Here is an 18,829-nt window from a genome sequence, read left to right as displayed (position 1 = left end):
GCTTTAGCGAATGCCAAGGCTGCGGTCAGCCAAATCCTTCACATCGCCCAGATCAGCGAGGAAAGCGGCGACGGCGGCATCGGCGGGCATGCCCTGCCGCTCCTCCGCCGACACCAGAATGGCCGCCGCCCGCTGGTCCTGCCCCAGCAGCCGCGCCTTCATGGTGGCGATCTTGACGCGCGGCGCGCTGCCGGTCAGCGGCCCCTGCCCCACCCGGTAGAAGCTCACCACATGCCGGACCACGGGACCGGGCGCAGTAATCTGCTCCCCCCGCGCGCTGCCCGGCGCCCTGGCGGGCGAGGACCAGGTCCAATGCTGCTCCGCATCGGCGGCGCCCTGCGCGAAGCCCACAAGCTCGCGCCCTTCCTCCTGCCGCGCGAAGCTGGCGATCGCGAGGTCGACGGCCTGCCCCTCATGGTTGCGATACCGCGCCGTCACCAGATGATCGGCTCCATCGAATCGCGGCCTCCACGGATAGCGCGGAGCCTCGCTCGTCAGCGTCCAGCCCTTCACCACCGGCACAGCGGGCGCGCCGGGCAGCGGCTCGCTGGCGGCGGCGCTCACCGCCAGCCACGCCGGGGCTGCGCAGACAAGCGCCAGCGCGCCCAGCATCGCGGCAGCAGGCGGCGCGAAGCCGGAAGCAGGCCCCTTCAACCGCTCAGGATCGAACCAGGGGTCCCCCGGCCTGCGATCGAAAAAGGGCCAAGCCGCCGCCATCACAGCGGCCATCACGATCGCGAAGAAGATCCAGCCGTACAGCACATGGTCGAATCCCACCGCCGCATCGATATTGGTCAGATGCGCGACCAATATCGTCGCATAGGCCCGCACCCCGTTCGCCAGCACCGACAGCGTCAGCGCGCCCGTCATGAACAGGATGCGGCGGGTCCAGCTCGCAAAGCAGACATTGCAGACCAGCGCGCCATAGGCCGTCATGGCGATGACGAACTTCGCCCCGGAACAGGCCTCCGCCACTTCGAAATAGCCCGTGGGCGTGGTGATGAAGATGCCGTCCATATGGGCGGGCACGCCCGACAGGCCCAGGAACATCATGCACAGGCGCGCCGTCACGATCTGAAGCGGCGCGACGATCTCCTCGCCAAATGGCACCATGAAAAAGGCGTAGAAAAGCGGGAACAGCAGCGCGCGGGACACGGCGGGGCCCAGCAGCGCCAGCACCGCGCCCTGCATCATGATGATCAGCGCGGCGTGGCGGAACAGCGCCACGCCCGCCGCCGCGCCCAGCAGCCAGGCAAAGGCTCCGGCCGCCACCCAAAGCAGGCCGGGCCACCAGGCGGCGGGCTGCATCCGGCGAAGGTCCGGCAAGCGCTGCTGCACCAGCCATGCGATCAGGAAGGGGATGAACAGGCAATGTTCGAACGTCGATGATGTCCACCAGATGGACGCCATGCCGATGGCGTCCTTGTGGAACAGCGCCACGATCGCCAGCCAGACGAGGCCCATCGCCGCCAGATGCCCGCGCCAGCCGGACAGCGCCGCCCCGCCGGAACCGTGCAGGAAAAGCGCGCGCGCAATCATGCCGCGCGCACGCGGGCAGGCGTTTCGTCCAGCAGCATGGCGGGCAGATCGCGCAGCGTCGCTGACCAGCGGTAACGCTGCTCCATCCGCGCGCGCGCCGCCTGCCCCAGCGCTGTCGCCGCCATCGGGTCGGCAATCAGCCCCATGACCTTCGCCGCCTGCTTCGCCGCATTGTCGGCGATCAGCAGGTGCGCGCCGTCCCTGGCGTCGATGCCTTCCGCCGCGCAGGAGGAAGCGACCACCGGCCGCGCCATGGCCATCGCCTCCAGCACCTTGTTCTGGATGCCGCGCGCGATCGTCAGCGGCGCGGCCACCACGTCCGCCGCCGCCAGCCAGCCGCGCACGTCCGGCACCGCGCCCGTGACGATGACGCCCGGCAGCTTGCCCAGCGCCTGCACCTGCGCCGCCGGTTTCCGTCCGACGATGGCGAACCGCGCCTGCGGATAACGCGCCCGCACGATCGGCAAGGCGTTCCGGGCGAAGCCTTCCACCGCCTCGACATTGGGGCGGTAATCCATCTGCCCCGTAAAGACGATCAACGGCCCTTCGCCACCTTCAACGGCAGGAAAGCGCGCGGCCGGATCGAAATAGTCCAGCGCCACGCCATTCTCCACCGCGCGCACCTTGTCCGCGTCCAGCCCGCTGGCGGCGCGGAACAGCGACGCTTCGGCCTCGCTCACAAAGGCGCTGATGTCCGCCCGCTCGGCCGTCGCGCGTTCGAAATCCAGCAGCAACCGTCCTTCGCGCCGGTTGATCCAGGCCATCGGTCCGGCGCCCTGTGCGCCATAGGCGGCATATTTGGCCGAATCGAAATCGACGAAATCCATCAGGAACCGGATGTCCGGCCCAAGCACCGGCACGAAATGCGCCATCTGCGCCGAATAGGCGAAGACGGCGCGGATCGGCCGCTCGCGCAGCACCTCGCCCACCCAGCGGTGCAGCTCCGGATGATCGAACAGCGACACGAGCAGCGGCTGCCTGCGCGCGATTCCGCCAAGCCCGGCGGCGACCCGCGATCGATTCCGCCGCAACACGCACTGGCTCGCCGTCAGCCGCGCCATCTCCGCCGCGAACCCCATGTCGCGGTCGTCATCGGCAAAGCAGCCCACATGGACCGGCGCTACCTCCGCGATCCGCTGGAGCATATGATAGGATCTGATCTTGTCCCCGCGATCGGGCGGATAGGGAATGCGGTGACACAGGAACAGGACGTCGCCGCTCATCCCAGGCCCCGCGCGATCCACGGGCCGATCAGGTTCGCGACCGGCAGCGGCAGCTTCTTCCATAGCTCCACCCGCCGCTGATAGGCGGGGCTGTTGGGGTTGATGTCCCGCCGCTCGCCGCTCGCCGACCAGCTATGATAGGCCAGCGGCACGGGGTCGAAGCCGAAGCTTTTCTTCCAGGCCGCCTGCCCGCTGCCCGTCTTGGACCGGCCGAAGTCGAATATCGCCATGCCCCTCGCGCGCCCATGGCCCATCAGCCGGTAATACATCAGTTCATTGGACCGCAGCCGCCGCGCATCCGCTATGCCCCCGCCCCAGAAGGGCATGCCCCGCCCGCCATGATAAAGCGTCAGCACCGCCGACACGGGCCGCTCGCCCTCATAAATGGCCAATATGTCCGCATCCTCGCCAAACTGCTCCAGCACCTGTCGGAACAGCTTCGCGGGAAAGACCGGCGTGCCCAGATTGCGCACGCTTTCGGCATAGACGCGATAATGGTCGCGGATCAGCGCGTCCGTCCGCCCCACCTTCACATGCAAAGCCGGGTTGGCGAGAGCCTTGCGCAATTCGGCCCGGTGCTTGCGCGGCACGGCCAGCAGTTCGGCCTCGTCATCCGCCGCGATCGGGCGGGAAAAGCCCAGATGGCTGCCTTCATGCAGCGTCCACTCCCCCGAAGGCGCAGGGCCGCCCCGCAGCTCGATCGACGCCACGCCCCGCTCACGCGCCAGGTCCTGCGCCGCAGCGCCCAGCGCTGCCGCCGCGCGCGGGTCGTCCGTCACGATGCCGCCGTCCACCGCGAAGCCGGACGATACCAGTGCCTGCCCGAACAGGCGGCTTTTCATATGGGTCAGGGGCAGCAGTCCCCTGATCTGCCCCGAAGGCGCGACCGCCGCCAGCATCAGCGCGCGGTTGCCCGTGGCCCGCTCAATGGCGTTCAGCCAGGCTGGCCGGTGAAAGGGCGTGCCGTCCGCCCGGCCAGCGACGAATTCCTCCGCCGCCCGCGCCTGCACCGCATCGGCAAGGTCAAGCGCCGTCACCGCAAGGTCGGCCGCGATCATGCCGCCCGCCCCGCTTCCTGCGGCAGCAGCGCATCCACCCTGTCCCAGGCGAAATCCCGCGTCAGCCGCCGCAGCTTGTCGGCCATCACCGGAATATTGGTATAATGGCGAATGCGCGACCGCAGCGGCGCGTCCTTCATGCGCGGCTGGCCGGTATCGATCTCCCATGGATGAAAGTAGATGATGGCGGGCCGCTGGTCCCGCCCGTTCACCTGACCGATCGCCCAGCGCGAAAAGCCATAGGGCAGCAGCCGGAAAAAGCCTCCGCCCCCCGCCGCCAGTCGGCGCTTGCCCCACACAGCCGTCGTCACCGGCAATTCGACCAGCGGCGATCCCGCCACCGGCTTCCACGCAAAGCGGGGCGATTCGGGCCAGCCATAATGATCGTGCCGGATCGGGGCGACGCTGCTGGAATAGGCATAGCCTTCCTCCGCCAATATGGCGTGCGCCCAGGGCGTTCGCTGGTCGATCGAGAAACTGGGCGCGCGATAGCCCTTGACCGCCTGCCCGCTGGCATCCTCCAGCAACGCCCGCGACCGGCGCAGGTCGGCGCGGAACTCTTCCGGGGACAAGGTGAAGACGCGCGCATGGTCATAGCCATGGCTCGCCACCTCATGCCCCGCCGCCACGATGCGCTGCATCAGCCTTGGGTAACGCTCCGCCACCCAGCCCAGCGTGAAGAAGGTCGCCTTCACCCCGGCCTCGGCGAACAGGTCCAGCACCTTGTCCGTGTTGCGCTCCACCCGGTGCGGCAGGCCCGCCCAATCCTCGCGCCGGATCGTGCGCTCGAAAGCGCCGACATGGAACCAGTCCTCGACGTCGACCGAAAGGGCGTTCTGCATCATGGCCGATAGCGGATCAGGCCGCCGCGCTCTGCTGCGGATCGCCCATGCGCTGTTCGCGCTCCACCCATTCGACCAGCAAGGTCAGCACGCGGCGCAGCGCCGTATCCTGCTCGCCCACCCGGAACTCCAGCGACGACAACCGCTCCTCGATCAGGGTGAAACAATCCTTCAGCGCATCGGGATCGACCAGTTGCATCGACGCCTGTTCGCCGCGCAGCCGCTTCACCTCGGCCCGCAGCGCCGCGATCTCATCGGTCAGGGTGACCGGCGGCTCAGGCGCGCGCGACCGCAGAGCATCGATCTCCGCCTTCAATGACGCAATTTCCGATGGCGCGGCATCGCTTTGTTGCGGAGCCGCTGCGGGCGCATCCTCTTCCTCGACGCTATCCAGCACGGACGGCCGCACCGGCTGCAACGCCACATCGCTGTCCGCGCCCATGTCGGCCACCACCGCCTCCACCGCCGCGGCGTCGATCTCCGATAGCTGATCCAGCGCGCCCAGCAGCAGCACGCGGCTCGCCAGCACGTTCACACGGCGCGGCACGCCGCCCGTCGCGGCATAGATGGCGGCAAAGGCGTCGGGCGTGAAGGACGGATCGCCCTTCCACCCCACCACCGACAGCCGGTGCAGGATGTAAGGCTCCACTTCACTCGCCAGCATCGGCTCCAGATGATGCGTCGCGATCACGCGCTGGCGCAGCTGCTCCAGTTGCGCCGACTTCATGAGGTCGCGAAATTCCGGCTGGCCCAGCAGGAATATCTGCAACAGCGAATGCCCGCCCAGCTGGAAGTTGGACAGCATCCGCAATTCCTCGATGGCGGACACCGACAGGTTCTGCGCTTCGTCCACGATCAGCAGCGACCGGCGGCCCGCCCGCGCCTGCGCATGGAGGAAGGATTCCACCTGCCGCAAAATCTGCGCCTTGGGCATGCCGTCGACGCTCAGGCCAAAGCTCTGCGCCGTCAGCCGCAGCATGTCGTCGCCGCCCACCTGGGTCGACACGATCTTGACCGCCGTCAGCCGCGCCGGGTCGATCGTCGCCATCAGGTGGCCGACCAGCGTCGTCTTGCCCGCGCCGATGTCGCCGGTGATGACGATGAAGCCTTCACCCTGCGCCAGGCCGTATCCCAGATAGGACAGCGCCTTGCGGTGCGTCGCGCTTTCAAAATAGAAATGCGGGTCGGGGGTCAGCTGGAAAGGGCGGCCCTCAAATCCGTAGAACTGATCGTACATTCGTCGTCTCCACCCGGCCGGGTTAAAAGCTGTATCGCAGGCCGATCTGGCCCATGGCGGTGATCACCGCGTCAAGCTCGTCCGCCTTGGCGCTGTCCAGCCCCAGCGATGCGGATGCCTGCAAATTGCGGTTGATGAGGCGGTTGTAGCTTGTGAACGCGCCCAGGTTCAGCACGTCCAGCCTTGATCCGCTGGCGTCGAAATAATTGGCATAGACCGCGCCATCGATGCTCGACTGGCCGTCGATCGCATAGGTCAGCGCCGCCGTGCCATACCAGTTCTGGTCCTTCGCTCCCCGCACCAGGATCGCCTGGCCCGATGGCGTCACGAACTTGCGCTGCGAATAGCCCACGCCGACGCCCAGCCCCCACGGGCCCCGGCGCGCGGCATATTGACCCGCAACGCCGCGGTAGCGGTAATTGGCGTTGGTGACGCCCGACAGCGCATCGTTGAAGCACTGTCCGCCCCCGCTTTCCGAAAAAGCGCAGCCGGTGAAGTCGCCGGTGAAGGGATTGCGCACGACATTCAGGCTGCTGCCCGACACGGACGCGACGTTGGACGTGATGATCCGCCCGAAGCTGTCGATGCCGTCGAACACCACCAGAGCGACGCTGCTGTTGCGCCCCTGCCAGACGAAGCTGCCGCTATAGGTCATGCCGCCATAGCGTTCGCCCACGCGCGCTTCCAGCGAGGTGCGGTGATTGGGCCGCCACAGCACGCCCACGTCCCAGATGATGTCGTCAAATTCATAGATCAGCTGGCGCGGCGAACCGTCATCGGTGACATAGCGTCCGTTCGACACGACCGGCAGGCCGTTGACGTCCAGCAAGGGCGAACGCTGGCTGATCTTGATATTCTCATATCCGATCCCGCCTGCCAGCGCGACCGTAGGAGAAACGGGCAAAGTCGCGTCCACCCGGCCCCATTTATCCTCGAACCGCTGGTCCAGCTGATCGACATCCTCGCGCTCATATCCGGCGCTGGCGACGATGCCGACCGGCAGCCACACGCCCGGCGCGACCCCAACGGAACCCATCAGGCTGTGCGAAACGGATTCGTCGAACAGGCCCGCCCCGCCGAAGTTGGCGTCCGCATCGTCCTCCACCCGCGCATAGCCCAGGCGATAGGAAGCGGTGACGTCGATGTCGCCGAAGGACCCTGCATAGGCTGGCCCAACATATCCCGCATAGACCTGGGTCGTCATGCTGTCGTTCAGCGCTGCCGCGCCTGAAAAGCCATCTGTGCGGATACGGCTCGCCAGCGCGCCTGCATTCAGCGTCAGCCCGCGCGCCAGCCCATATTGCCCGGAAATGATGCCGCTGATCACATCCTGGTCGGCCGTCGCGTCGCCCCAGCCGAAGCTGTGATTATATTGCACGTCCGCGACCGCTTCCATCCGCCGCGTCTGGATGCTGGCGGTCGCACCCGCCATGACATTGGTGTAGGTCAGCACCTCGCCATCGCCCGTCAGCGGCGCCATCACCACCTGATCGATGCCCAGATAGGGCGTCACCTCGACCTTGCGCTCCTGCGCGGCGGCGGGCGTGCCCAGGCCCAGCGTCATGACGCCAGCCGTCACCATGAAAGTCCGCAACCTCATTCGACATCGCCCTTCGTGGCATAATAGCTGCCAAAGCGCCGCCCGGTGCCGGAGAAGGTGACGCCGTTCAGCAGCAACTGCACCTGCCCCGCGCCCTTCAACATGCCAGCCGCATCGCGCAGCGCGCTCTCGCTGGTCTGGTCGGCGCGCACCACCAGCAGCGCGATCGCCGCATGGCTCGCCAGCACCGCGCCCGCCGAAGCTGCCAGCAGCGGCGGCGAATCGAACAGGATCACCCTGTCGGGCCGCCCTTCGGTCAGCCGGTTGAGCAGCGCCTGCGTACGGCTCGACGCCAGATATTCCGTGTCATTGTTGCTCCGCCGGCCAGCAGGCAGGACGGACAGCGACGGTATGTCGGTGCGGATCACGCAATTTTCGATCGCGATCCCCGGATCGGCCAGCGCGTCCATCAGGCCCGGCCCGCTCGTCAGGCCCAGCGCTTCGGGAATGCCTGGCTTGCCGAAATCCGCGTCGATCAGCAATATTTCATGCTCCTTCTCCGCCGCCAGGCTGAGCGCCAGGTTGATCGCGCAGAAGCTCTTGCCCTCGCCGCTGTGGGCCGAACAGACGAGGATGCTGTTGCCGCGCGGATCGCCCGCCAGCAATGTGAGCAGATCGCGCTTGAGCAGGCGGAACTCCTCGCTCATCGCGCTCACCGGACCATCGGGCAGCAGATAGCCCGCCTCTGCCAGGGCGATGCGGTCGATCGGCTGCGCCGGTCCCGTCCACTCAGGCGCCTGGAAACGCTGCGCGGGCGCCCCCACGGGTCCCAGGTCCACAGGCGGCACCGTTATTTCCGCGTCAGCGGGGACATCCACCTCCGGCGCGGCGCGCCCGCGCAACGCTGCGGAGAAATCGTAAATCTCCGTCGCGCGCTCGATCAGCGAGCCTTTGAGGCGAGAGCTATGTTCATTCATCGTCCGCTCTCCTTCAGGCCATGCCGCGCTGGATGAATTCGACAAGGATCAGCAGCATGCACACCGCCGCCAGTCCGCCGCTTGCGCCCGCAAACCATTTCAGCCGCTGCTTTTCGACCGCCTTCTGCGCGGCATTGACCGTCTGGGTGATGGACCCGATCACCGGCATGCCGATGGCGCGTTCCAGCCGCGCGGCGGTCGGGAAACTGCCTTTGAGCTGCGCCATGGCGAATGCCGTGCCGACACCAGCGCCAATGCCCACGATCAGCACGCCGACCAGCAGCAGCGGCCGGTTGGGCGCTACCGGAGCAGTGGGCACGCTGGGCGGATTGACGACGCGGAACTGCACCGCGCCCGTCTCCGTCTTCACGTCGCCCCGCAGCCGGATTTCCTCTCGGTCGGCCAGCAGCTTGTCATATTGCGTCTTGAGCACCTCATAATCGCGGTCGAGCTTCTCCTGCTCGGCGGCAAGGCCGGGCTCGTCCGTCTGGCGCGAAGACATGGCGGCAAGGTCCGCCTGCAACTGCGCCTTGCGGGTATGGAGCGCCTGCACCGTCGCGGCCCGCTCGGCCTGCATTGACTTGATCGACAGATAGGCGGGGTTGGGCGTGCCACCGCCCGTTCCGCCGCCACCCTGCTTGCGCAGCGCATCGACCTGACGCTGGGCGGCGATGACGTCGGGATGGCTGCTGGTCCACCCGCGCGCCAGCATGCCCGAAAGGTCGGCCTGCGCCTGCGCCAGCGCAGACGGTCCGCCAGAAGCGCCCACGCCGGGCAGCGTCTGCGGCGTGCCCGCAAGTTGCCCGTTCATGGCGCTCAGCGCGCCTTGCGCCTGCGCCAGTTGCGATTCGATATTGTTGATCTCCATCCGGGCCGCATCCATCCGCTGCCCGATGGAGCCCGCGCCCGGCAGGACGCCCGCATAGCGCTGCTCGAATTCGACCCGGCGCTGCTCCGCGCCAGCCAGTTGCTTGCCCCGCTCGGCAATCTGCTGGTCCAGGAACGCCAGGCTCTGCTTCGTCTCGACCCGGTTGGACGACAGGTTGGCCTCCTGGAAAATGTCGACCAGCTTCTGCACCACCTGCTGGGCGATGCGCGCATTGGCGCCGTCCGACAGGCCCGAATCGGCCATCTTGGCACTGATGTCGATCATGCTGGGGTCGATCTGCGCCATGACGGTGATGCCTTCGCGCAGCGCCGTGATCTTCGCTGCCACATCGCGCGGGCCGCTGATCGTCTGGTTGAGGTCGGTTTCCTTGACCACCCGTTCCAGATTGCCGGTGCTGGCCAGCGTCTGGCGCACGCGGTCGAGGTCCTGCTGCGACTGGACCTGGGTGATGCCCACCTTGTCCTGCAACAGCGACTGGGTGTTCACATAGACCCGCGCCTTGCTTTCATAGCTGTTGGGGACCAGCGCGACGCCCAGCCAGCCCAGCATGCACACGCCCCACGCGACCGCCAGCGCCAGCCAGCGCCGTGTCCATATGCCGTGGAGCGCGATCAGCAGCTCATCGTAAAGGGCGGCCATATCAGAACATGCTTTCCGGGATGATGATGACGTCGCCGGGGGCCAGCATGACATTCGCCTTGCTGTCGCCGCGTTTCAGCAGGTCGCCGATGCGCACCTGATATTCCTGCTGCTTGCCGGTTTCCTTGTTGAAACGGACCAGCCGCGCGCGGTTGCCCGCCGCATATTCGCTAAGGCCCCCGACGGAGATCATGGCGTCAAGCAGCGTCATGTTCGCGCGATAGGGGATCGACGCTGGCTTTTCCGTCGCGCCGACGATCCGCACCTGCTGGCTGAACGTGCCCGAAAAATTGTTGACGATCACGGACACGAGCGGGTTTTCGATATATTTGCCCAGCGCCACCTTCATGTCGTCGGCCAGTTGCTTCGGCGTCTTGCCCACGGCCGGCATGTCGGCGATCAGCGGCGTGGTGATGCGCCCGTCAGGCCGCACCTGCACCTTCGCGCCCAGTTCCGGGTTGCGCCATACGAAGACGGTCAGGTCGTCGAGCGGCCCGATCACATATTCCTCGCCCGGCCCCTCCTGCTGCGACACGAAGGATGCGGGCGGAAGCTGCGGCCCCCCGCCGCCCGAAGCGCAACCTGCCAGGGCCATCGCCGGAAGCGATGCGCCGATCAAAGCACGGGATACCGACAGGAAACGCATATCTTCACCTCTTCGTGCAGCCGCATGGGCATGGCCGCCACACAGGCGGGCGGGCCATCAAGCCATGGGCTTTGGGCCTCTTCTTGCCGTCAAAGGGTAAAGATACGGTTAGGGGTGCACCGCAGCAGCGTCAGCCGATCAGCAGTTCCAACGGGTTGGGATGGCCAAGAAAAGCCGCCGGGCTTGCAGACGCCCCATAGGCCCCGGCCAGGAACAGCGCGACCAGATCGCCTTCCTTAATCGGCGGCAACGCCACCTTGTCCCCCAGCTTGTCCATCGGCGTGCACAGGCACCCGGCCACCGTCACCGCCTGATCCGCCGCTGCCTCGCCGAAGCGATTGGCCACCGCAATCGGATAGTTCCGCCGCACGACCGTGCCGAAATTGCCGCTCGCCGCAAGCTGGTGATGCAATCCGCCATCCACCACGGCGAAGGTCTCGCCCTGGCTCACCTTCACATCGACGACGCGGGTCAGGTAGACCCCCGCCTCGCCCACCAGCCAGCGGCCAAGCTCCATCGCAAAGGCGCTGCCCGACAGAATGTCGGCCCGCCCCTCCAGCACCTGCGCCAGCGCCTGCCCGATCGGCCTGATATCCAGCCGCTCGTCGCCCGGAAAATGAGGGATGCCAAAGCCGCCGCCCAGATTGACCAGCGGCGGCGTCACGCCCATCTCCCCGGACAGGCGCGCCGCCAGCGCGACCGTCGCCGCCTGCGCCTCGATCAGCGCATTTGCGTCCAGCGCCTGCGAACCGGCAAAGATATGCCAGCCCCGCCAGTCCGCCCCGGCATCGATCAGCCATCGGGCCAGCGCCGCCGCGCGATCGGCGTCCACCCCGAACGGCTTGGCCCCGCCGCCCATGCGCATGCCGGATCCTTTAAGGTCGAAGTCGGGGTTCACCCGCACCGCCAGCTTGGGCGTGCGCCCCCGCCGCTCCGCAATGGCCACGGCGCGCCGCGCCTCCCCTTCCGATTCCAGGTTCAGCGTCACGCCGGCATCGATCGCGGCGGTCAGTTCATCGTCCCGCTTCCCTGGCCCGGCAAAGCTCACATGCGCCGCGTCCATGCCCGCCTCCAGCGCCCGGCCAAGTTCGCCGCCCGATGCAACGTCAAAGCCGTCCACCAACGCCGCCATGCGCTGCAACAGCGGCGGAAAAGGATTCGCCTTCACCGCATAATGAAGCGACAGCATCGGCGGCATGGCGTCACGCCAGTCGCTCACCTGCCGCTCGATAATGCCCATGTCATAGACGAACAGCGGCGTATCACCCGCTTCCTCCACCAGGCTGGCCGCGCCGCAGCCGCCGATCAGCAGCATGCCGTCTTCGCCCGTGAAGAAGGGCGGGATCGGGCCCATGGGCTTCATTGATCATATTCCTTCGCCAATGCGACCCGGTCGATCTTGCCGTTGGGAGTGCGCGGAAAATCCTCCCGTCCGACGATGGCGCGCGGATGCATGAAATTGGGCAGTTCGGCCTTCAAATGCGCCTCCACCTGCGCTTCGGCCTGTGGATCGGCGGAGCGGATCAGCAGCAGCACGGCCTGGCCCAGCCGCTCGTCCTTGACCCCCATCGCCACGGCTTCGGAAACGCCCGGCACGGCCGCGGCCGCTTCCTCGATCTCCGTGGGGCTGATGCGGTTGCCCGCCGACTTGATCATCGCGTCATCGCGGCCGATGAAATAAAGCAGCCCATCCGCATCGCGCCGCACCTTGTCACCCGACCATACAGCCGTGCCGCCATAGCGCGAAGCAGGCGGCGCGGGCCGGAAGCGCTCGGCGGTTCGCGCTGCATCCCGCCAATAACCCTGCGCCACCAGCGGCCCGCAATGTACAAGTTCGCCGGGCTCATCATCGGCGGTGACGCTGCCGTCCGCCCGCACCACCAATATCTCCGCATGGGGAATGGCCGATCCCATGGAGTCGGGATGGCTGTCCACCAGCGCCGGGGGCAGATAGGTCGACCGGAACGCCTCCGTCAGCCCGTACATCGGATAAAGATCGGCATTGGGAAACAGGCTGCGCAGCTTCGCCACCAGCGGCCGGGTGAGCGCGCCGCCGCTGTTGGTGATCCGCCTCAGCCTGCCCGCAACCTCCGGCGGCCAGTTCAACTCCGTCAGTTGCACCCACAGCGGCGGCACCCCCGCCAGCGTCGTGATGTCCCGCCGCTCCACCGACTTCATGACGTCACGCGCCGTCAGATAGTCCAGCGGATAGACGCATCCGCCCGCGAACCAGGTGGATAGAAGCTGGTTCTGTCCATAATCGAAACTGAACGGCAGCACGCACAGCGTCCTGTCGCCGGGCGTCAGCCCCAGATAAGCAGCGACGGAAACAGCGCCCAGCCACAGATTGGCGTGGCTCAGCATCACGCCCTTGGGCTTGCCGGTCGATCCGCTGGTATAGAGGATCGCGGCCAGATCGTGCGGCCCGGCATCGGATGGGCCGATGCCTTCCCCTCCGCTCATCGCGCAGGCGGCATCCTCCTCCCGCAACAGGCGGCAATCGCCGGGGACCTCGGCCTCCGTCAGCGTATCGAGCCGCGCCGCCGTGCCGATCAGCAACCGTGCACCACTATCGGCCAGTATATGGGCGACCTGCCCATGCCGCAGCAGCGGATTGATGGGTACATGCACCAGCCCCGCGCGCGGCGCGGCGAGCGGCATCAGCGCGGCAACCGGGCCCTTGGCGATCCAGCTCGCGACTCGCGCCCCGCGCTCCAGCCCGAACCCCGCGAGCCATCCCGCCAGCCGCCCCAGCGCCTCTTCCAGTTCAGCGTAGCTCTGCGCGCCCGATCGCCCATCCAGCGCCGGACGCGCCGGATCGCCGCGCAGCAGCAGATGGTCGACCGGCCGCACCTCCACTCCGTCGATCACTGTGCGCCCCTGTTCCAGATTGCTTAACTCCATTTCCAGACTTTTCACCTACATGGCCAGGGTGACGGGGAGATAGTCATTTGCTGATCGCAAGGGAATATAGCACGGCCGCCGCCGCCCGCGATGCTCTCGCGGGAAGGCTGGACCGCGCCTTCATCCCCTCGCTTTTCGACCGTATCGACTGGTTCGAATCGCTCCATGCCCATTGTTTCCCTCATGTCCCCCTGCGCGTGCTCCACACGAAACAGGGGGACAGCGAAGCCTGGCTGTTCCTGCTGGCCACCGGCGCGCGGCGGCTGAGCGCGCTTGCCAACTGGTACAGCTTCTCCTGGTCGCCCATCTTCCTTGGAAACCCGGATGAAGACACGCGGCGGCGCTTGATCGAGGTCATGGCCGGGCATCTCCTCACCACCAGCGCCCATATTGATTTCTACCCCGTCACGGACGAAGCCGGTCTCCTGCTCGACGCCTTCCGCCGCGCTGGCTGGTTCGCCGTGCGCAGGCCGATGGGCGGCCGCCATATCCTCGACCTCGACGGACGCGACTTCGCCACCTATTGGGCCGCCCGGCCGAGCCGCCTGCGCAATCAGGTGCAGCGCAAGGCCCGCGCCAGCCGCTTTGCCATCGACATCAGACATGATTTCACTGGCGCCCTGTGGCGCGATTATGTGACCGTGCATGCCAGCAGTTGGAAGCAGCCCGAACCCGGCCTGCCCTTCCTCCGCGCCCTTGCAGAGCGGGAGGCGGCGGCGGGCGCCCTGCGCCTGGGCTTCGCACGGCTGAACGGCCAGCCTGTCGCGACGCAGCTCTGGACCGTGGAAAACGGCGCCGCCCTCATCCACAAGCTGTCGCACGATCGCGCCTTTGACGGCGGATCGCCCGGCACCTTGCTCAGCCATGCGATGTTCGCTCATGCGATCGACACGGATGGCGTGCAACGGATCGACTATGGCACGGGCGACAATGCCTACAAGGCCGAATGGATGGAACGGCGCGAGCTACTCCACCGGCTCGACTTCTTCAATCCCCGCTTCGCTTCCACATGGCTGCCCGCCGCGCGCACCGCCATTTCCGCCCTTGTCGGCTAGATGCGGAGCCATTAGGTAGGCCCCCATCATGCGGGCGGGACAGTCAATGCCGGTCGACCGGACAAGCGATATTGCAGCGATAGTACGTGCCCTTCTGCGCGACGTGCTGGCGTTGCCGCAGGAGCGGGCCGACGCGTTCGACGCCGATACGCCGCTTTTCGGCGCGCTTCCCGAACTGGACTCCATGGCCGTCGCCAGCCTGCTCACCGAAATGGAAGATCGCCTCGGCATCCTGATCGAGGATGACGACATCGACGGCGAAACCTTCGAAACCTTTGGCACCCTCGTCGCCTTTGCCGAAACGAAGGTGGCCTGAGCGGCGTCAGCGCTGACGCATGAACAGTAAGCGGGTTGAGCGCCCAGCTATGTTGCTGGGTGGGCAGGAACACCACCATCGCGCGCCGGCAAAGGGCGACCTCACTCCTGCGAGCGCAGTGCCTACAAGCTGGCTCTACGAGCTCCTGCGCAGGCAGGAGCCCAGTTGAAACGCCAGAACCGGATTCCTGCCTTCGCAGGCTCCCCCGTCAGACCTACTCCGCCGCCAGAGCCTCGAAATCCGCCTCGGCCAGGAACTTCTCGACATCCAGCGCCGCCATGCAGCCCATGCCCGCCGCCGTCACCGCCTGCCGGTAGATCTTGTCCGTGACATCCCCGGCGGCGAACACGCCCGGAATCGAGGTCCGGGTCGTCCCCGGCTCCACCACCAGATAGCCTTCATCCATCGGCAGCTTCCCCGCGAACAGCTCGGTCGCGGGCTGGTGGCCGATGGCGACGAACGCGCCGTCTGTCTCGATATGGGACGCTTTGCCCGTGACCGTGTCGATCAGGTCCACGCCCACCAGTCCTTCGGGATTGCCGCCGCCGACGAAGCGCTCGATCTTCTGGTTCCACAGCACCTTGATGTTCGGATGCGCGAACAGCCGCTGCTGCAAGATCTTCTCCGCCCTCAGCGAATCGCGGCGGTGGATCAGCGTGACGTCATGACTGTGGTTGGTGAGGTACAGCGCCTCTTCAACAGCGGTATTGCCGCCGCCGATCACCACCACCTTCTTGCCGCGATAAAAGAAGCCATCGCACGTGGCGCAGGCCGACACGCCCTTGCCCTGCAACAACTGCTCTCCCTCCGCGCCCAGCCATTTCGCCTGCGCTCCGGTCGCGATCACCAGGCTGTCGGCATAATAGACGGTGCCGCTGTCGCCCTTCAGCTTGAACGGACGATCGGAAAGATCGACGTCGACAATCTGGTCGTACATCATCTTCGCGCCGACATGCTCGGCCTGCGCCTGCATCTGCTCCATCAGCCATGGTCCCTGGATGACGTCGCGAAAGCCCGGATAATTTTCCACGTCCGTGGTGATGGTCAACTGCCCGCCCGGCTGCATCCCCTGCACCACGATCGGCGCCAGCCCCGCGCGCGCGCCGTAAATGGCGGCGGAAAGACCGGCGGGTCCCGATCCCAGGATCAGCATGCGAGTGGAATGGGTGGCGGTCATCAATTATCCCCGGCGTTTTCAAGATTCGTTCGTCGCGATGAAATAGGCCGCAACCGCGCGCACGCAAGCCCAAGCGGCCAATGCATTTCCTTGGAGTGGAGGAAGCTCCGCGATCCATCCCGGCAGTGCGCCCCGATAGGCTGAACCACTCAATCCAGCACGTTGGGCAAATCCTCGAACCCCTTGCGCAACGCCGCCGACCAGCCGAGCGAAAGCAGCTGGAATTCCTCGTTATCTGCTTCGATCCGCCTGCGCACCTTGAAATCGAACTTGTCCCGTTCGATCACCGTCAGGTCCAGCGGCATCCCGACCGACAGGTTGGACCGCAGCGTCGAATCCATCGACACCAGCACCGCCTTGGTCGCGTCCTCCAGCGTGGTATCGCGCTTGATGATGCGGTCCAGGATGGGCTTGCCATATTTATGCTCGCCTATCTGGAAGAAAGGCGTGTCCTCGGTCGCTTCGATGAAGTTGCCCGCAGAATAGACGAGGTACAGGCGCGGCTTGCCGCCCTTGCGCTGCCCCGCCACCAGAATGGAGGCGTCGGCGCCTGATCCCTGCATCTCTATGGTGCTGCGATAATGATTCTGCATATCGCACATCGCGTCGCCGACCAGTTGCGCGACGCGGTGCATGGTGGGGCAGTTCAAGATGCTCTCGATATCGGGATCAAGCTGGGAATCCTTGATCGCCCGGCCCAGCTTCGCCTTCACCCCCTGCGTGATCGACAGGTTCCCCGAACACATCAGGGTGATCGCGCGTTCGCCAGTGATGCTGTAGGTAAAACTCTTTCGGAAGCGCGCGATATTGTCCATGCCCGCATTGGTGCGGGTGTCGGACAGCATGACCAGACCCTGATCAACGCGAACCGCCACACAATAGGTCATTGCCCGCCGGGCTCCTATCAGTTCGTACAAGCCTGCGGGATGGACGGCTGGGCGCATTGTTGCTGCTGCCGTTGCAACTGCCGTTCCTCCACCCCTTCTTCCGCCTGCGCGATACGGACGTCCGCGTCAATCCAGATATCGCCCGCCACCGTGACGAAGCCCCTGATCGGCGCGGCGTCGTCCGCATCCAGCCCGGACGCGAGCCGCAGATAATGATCCGTCACGCAGACACGATTGGACGGGTCGAACCCCACCCAGCCAAGATCGGGCAGCCACGCCTCCACCCATGCGTGGGTCTCGTGCAGCGCCATCCCCTCCTGCGCCAGCAGATATCCGGTCACATAGCGCGCGGGCACGCCCATGGCGCGGGCGCCTGCGATGAAGATCTGCGCATGATCCTGGCAGACTCCCGCACCCAGCGCGAAAGCCTCCGCCGCCTCGGTCTGCGATGTCGTGACGCCGCTGCGATAGGCGACCGCGTCCCTGACCGCCGCGCACAACAGATGCAGCCATGTCAGCATCCCGCCATCCTGTGGCAGTGCCGACGCCATGGCCCTTATCGCCTCCGATGCGCGGGTCAGCGGCGTATCGCGCAGGAAATAATGCGGATGCACCGCGCCCGAAGCTGGGCCCAGCACCCCGCTGGTGTCATATGTCTCCACCAGCCCTTCCGCCACGATGACGGCATCGTCCATCCGGTCGTGCCGGACCCATATCGCTTCCATCTCGCCCAGGCTGTTGGGGCGAAAGCCCTCGACAGGCTCGCCGTTCACGGTCACCTGCCATTCCAGCACCTTCTGCATGGCGCAATCGGCCGGCATCAGCTTCAGGCGCATCGCCACCCGCCCGGCCGATGCGGGATAGCGGTAAGTCGTCTGATGGCGAACAAGCAGCTTCATGCCGCGTCCCGTCCCTTCATCCGAAATGGTAGGTCTGGGCGATTTCGCCGCCCAGCCGGTTGGTCATCTGGAGCCCGTTCTGCACTGTCTCATGCAATCCGGCGCGGAAAATCTCCCCGCTGTCGAGCTGTTCCAGATCGGTCACCATCTGCCGCACGGTCTGGTGGCATGGCCCCCGGCTGTCGTGCCAGCCCGCCAGCCGGTTCAGCCGGTAGGCCATCTGGTCGTAGCAATAGGCGACGCTGCGCGGGAACAGCCGGTTGAGCATCAGGAAATCCGTGATCTGCCAGGGCGTATAGGTGCCGCCATAGACATGGTGATAGGCCCGCGAACCCGACAGGGCATAGAGCACAGACGTCCACTGATAATGGTCGCGGTTGCCACCGATCACCTCCGTTTCGGGCAGCAGCACATAATATTTGACGTCCAGCAGCCGCAACGTCATCTGCGCCCGCTCCAGCGCGGATCCGACCCGCAGGAAATCATGACCTTCATTGCGCAACTGCCCTGAATAGGCCGCGCCCCGGAAGGTCATGACCCGCGTCTTGACCCAGTCGATCAGCGCGGGAAGCTGCTGCCGCGCTTCCGCGACGTCATAGCTGTCGAGCTTGCGCCACCCTTCGTTCAGCGCCTCCCACATATCCTGAGTCAACATGGTGCGGGCCGACTTGGCGTTGGCCCGCGCCTTGAGCAGGCAGGAACGGATCGAGCTGGGATTGTCCAGATCGAGCATCAGATAGGAGACGGCGGCGCTTTCCGTCACCTGCACGCCTTCGGGGAACTCCCCCTCATTACCCGTCGCCCGCACGACCGATCGCCATTCGTCGCGATGATGCGCACCTGGCAGGATCGCCATGCGCTGTCCCATGGTCAACAGCCGCGCCGTCGCTTCCGCCCGCTCCATATAGCGCGCCATCCAGAACAGATTTTCGGCGGTGCGGCTCAGCATGTGCGGCCTTCCTCAATATCAAGGTCCGTTCGGGCTGAGCGAAGCCGAAGCC

17 protein-coding genes are annotated in these 18,829 nt (G+C 66.2%); 2 read left to right on the top strand and 15 right to left on the bottom strand.

Annotated elements, in window-relative coordinates; all coding sequences use genetic code 11:
- Positions 1-3: 3 nt before the first annotated feature.
- The 11 genes from xrtA to ET21_RS0124555 form a co-directional block, all read right to left on the bottom strand.
- Positions 4-1,539, bottom strand: a complete 1,536-nt coding sequence (xrtA, locus tag ET21_RS0124605) for an exosortase A (RefSeq protein WP_030541742.1) — start codon at positions 1,537-1,539, stop codon at positions 4-6.
- The gene (locus ET21_RS0124600) at positions 1,536-2,762 is read right to left on the bottom strand and encodes a TIGR03087 family PEP-CTERM/XrtA system glycosyltransferase (protein WP_030541741.1); all 1,227 of its coding nucleotides are present in this window, start codon (positions 2,760-2,762) and stop codon (positions 1,536-1,538) included. Before ET21_RS0124600 ends, xrtA begins: the two co-directional genes overlap by 4 nt.
- On the bottom strand, positions 2,759-3,820 hold the full coding sequence (locus ET21_RS0124595; protein WP_030541740.1) for a FemAB family XrtA/PEP-CTERM system-associated protein: 1,062 nt from the start codon (positions 3,818-3,820) through the stop codon (positions 2,759-2,761). The genes ET21_RS0124600 and ET21_RS0124595 overlap by 4 nt, the downstream gene beginning before the upstream one ends.
- Complete coding sequence (locus tag ET21_RS0124590; protein ID WP_193378996.1) at positions 3,817-4,665, bottom strand: XrtA system polysaccharide deacetylase; 849 nt, start codon at positions 4,663-4,665, stop codon at positions 3,817-3,819. The genes ET21_RS0124595 and ET21_RS0124590 overlap by 4 nt, the downstream gene beginning before the upstream one ends.
- A gap of 13 nt (positions 4,666-4,678) precedes the next feature.
- Positions 4,679-5,899, bottom strand: coding sequence for an XrtA/PEP-CTERM system-associated ATPase (locus ET21_RS0124585; protein WP_030541738.1), 1,221 nt, complete (start codon positions 5,897-5,899; stop codon positions 4,679-4,681).
- Positions 5,900-5,921: 22 nt separating this feature from the next.
- Positions 5,922-7,499 carry a hypothetical protein gene (locus ET21_RS0124580; RefSeq protein ID WP_030541737.1) on the bottom strand — a complete coding sequence of 526 codons (1,578 nt, stop codon included), beginning with the start codon at positions 7,497-7,499 and terminating at the stop codon, positions 5,922-5,924.
- Entirely contained in the window at positions 7,496-8,416 is a 921-nt protein-coding gene (locus ET21_RS0124575) for a P-loop NTPase (RefSeq protein ID WP_030541736.1), read from the bottom strand. The genes ET21_RS0124580 and ET21_RS0124575 overlap by 4 nt, the downstream gene beginning before the upstream one ends.
- A 13-nt stretch (positions 8,417-8,429) precedes the next feature.
- On the bottom strand, positions 8,430-9,944 hold the full coding sequence (locus tag ET21_RS0124570) for an XrtA system polysaccharide chain length determinant (RefSeq protein ID WP_030541735.1): 1,515 nt from the start codon (positions 9,942-9,944) through the stop codon (positions 8,430-8,432).
- A gap of 1 nt (position 9,945) precedes the next feature.
- Entirely contained in the window at positions 9,946-10,590 is a 645-nt protein-coding gene (locus tag ET21_RS0124565; protein WP_021236889.1) for an XrtA/PEP-CTERM system exopolysaccharide export protein, read from the bottom strand.
- Positions 10,591-10,720: 130 nt separating this feature from the next.
- Positions 10,721-11,953, bottom strand: coding sequence for a pyridoxal-dependent decarboxylase, exosortase A system-associated (locus ET21_RS0124560; protein ID WP_030541734.1), 1,233 nt, complete (start codon positions 11,951-11,953; stop codon positions 10,721-10,723).
- The gene (locus ET21_RS0124555; RefSeq protein WP_051768320.1) at positions 11,950-13,494 is read right to left on the bottom strand and encodes an acyl-CoA ligase (AMP-forming), exosortase A system-associated; all 1,545 of its coding nucleotides are present in this window, start codon (positions 13,492-13,494) and stop codon (positions 11,950-11,952) included. Before ET21_RS0124555 ends, ET21_RS0124560 begins: the two co-directional genes overlap by 4 nt.
- 47 nt (positions 13,495-13,541) lie before the next feature.
- Between ET21_RS0124555 and ET21_RS0124550 the strand changes: the two genes are divergently transcribed.
- Together ET21_RS0124550 and ET21_RS0124545 are read left to right on the top strand one after the other, a co-directional pair.
- Complete coding sequence (locus ET21_RS0124550; protein WP_030541732.1) at positions 13,542-14,549, top strand: GNAT family N-acetyltransferase; 1,008 nt, start codon at positions 13,542-13,544, stop codon at positions 14,547-14,549.
- Positions 14,550-14,577: 28 nt separating this feature from the next.
- Positions 14,578-14,865 carry an acyl carrier protein gene (locus tag ET21_RS0124545; protein ID WP_030541731.1) on the top strand — a complete coding sequence of 96 codons (288 nt, stop codon included), beginning with the start codon at positions 14,578-14,580 and terminating at the stop codon, positions 14,863-14,865.
- A 214-nt stretch (positions 14,866-15,079) separates the two neighbouring features.
- Here ET21_RS0124545 and trxB read toward each other — a convergent pair whose 3' ends face one another.
- From trxB to ET21_RS0124525, 4 genes are all read right to left on the bottom strand, one after another.
- A complete protein-coding gene (trxB, locus tag ET21_RS0124540) occupies positions 15,080-16,042 on the bottom strand; it encodes a thioredoxin-disulfide reductase (protein ID WP_030541730.1) in 963 nt (320 codons plus the stop codon).
- Positions 16,043-16,191: 149 nt separating this feature from the next.
- Positions 16,192-16,929 (bottom strand): peptidase, encoded by a 738-nt coding sequence (locus tag ET21_RS0124535; protein WP_021236895.1) that lies wholly within the window; start codon positions 16,927-16,929, stop codon positions 16,192-16,194.
- 17 nt (positions 16,930-16,946) lie between these two features.
- Positions 16,947-17,828, bottom strand: coding sequence for a transglutaminase family protein (locus tag ET21_RS0124530; RefSeq protein WP_030541729.1), 882 nt, complete (start codon positions 17,826-17,828; stop codon positions 16,947-16,949).
- 16 nt (positions 17,829-17,844) lie between these two features.
- Complete coding sequence (locus ET21_RS0124525) at positions 17,845-18,777, bottom strand: alpha-E domain-containing protein (protein WP_030541728.1); 933 nt, start codon at positions 18,775-18,777, stop codon at positions 17,845-17,847.
- Positions 18,778-18,829: the final 52 nt, after the last annotated feature.

This window comes from Sphingobium sp. DC-2 (genome assembly GCF_000722555.1).
Taxonomy (GTDB): Bacteria; Pseudomonadota; Alphaproteobacteria; order Sphingomonadales; family Sphingomonadaceae; genus Sphingobium; species Sphingobium quisquiliarum.
This window is presented reverse-complemented; position numbering and strand designations above follow the sequence as displayed.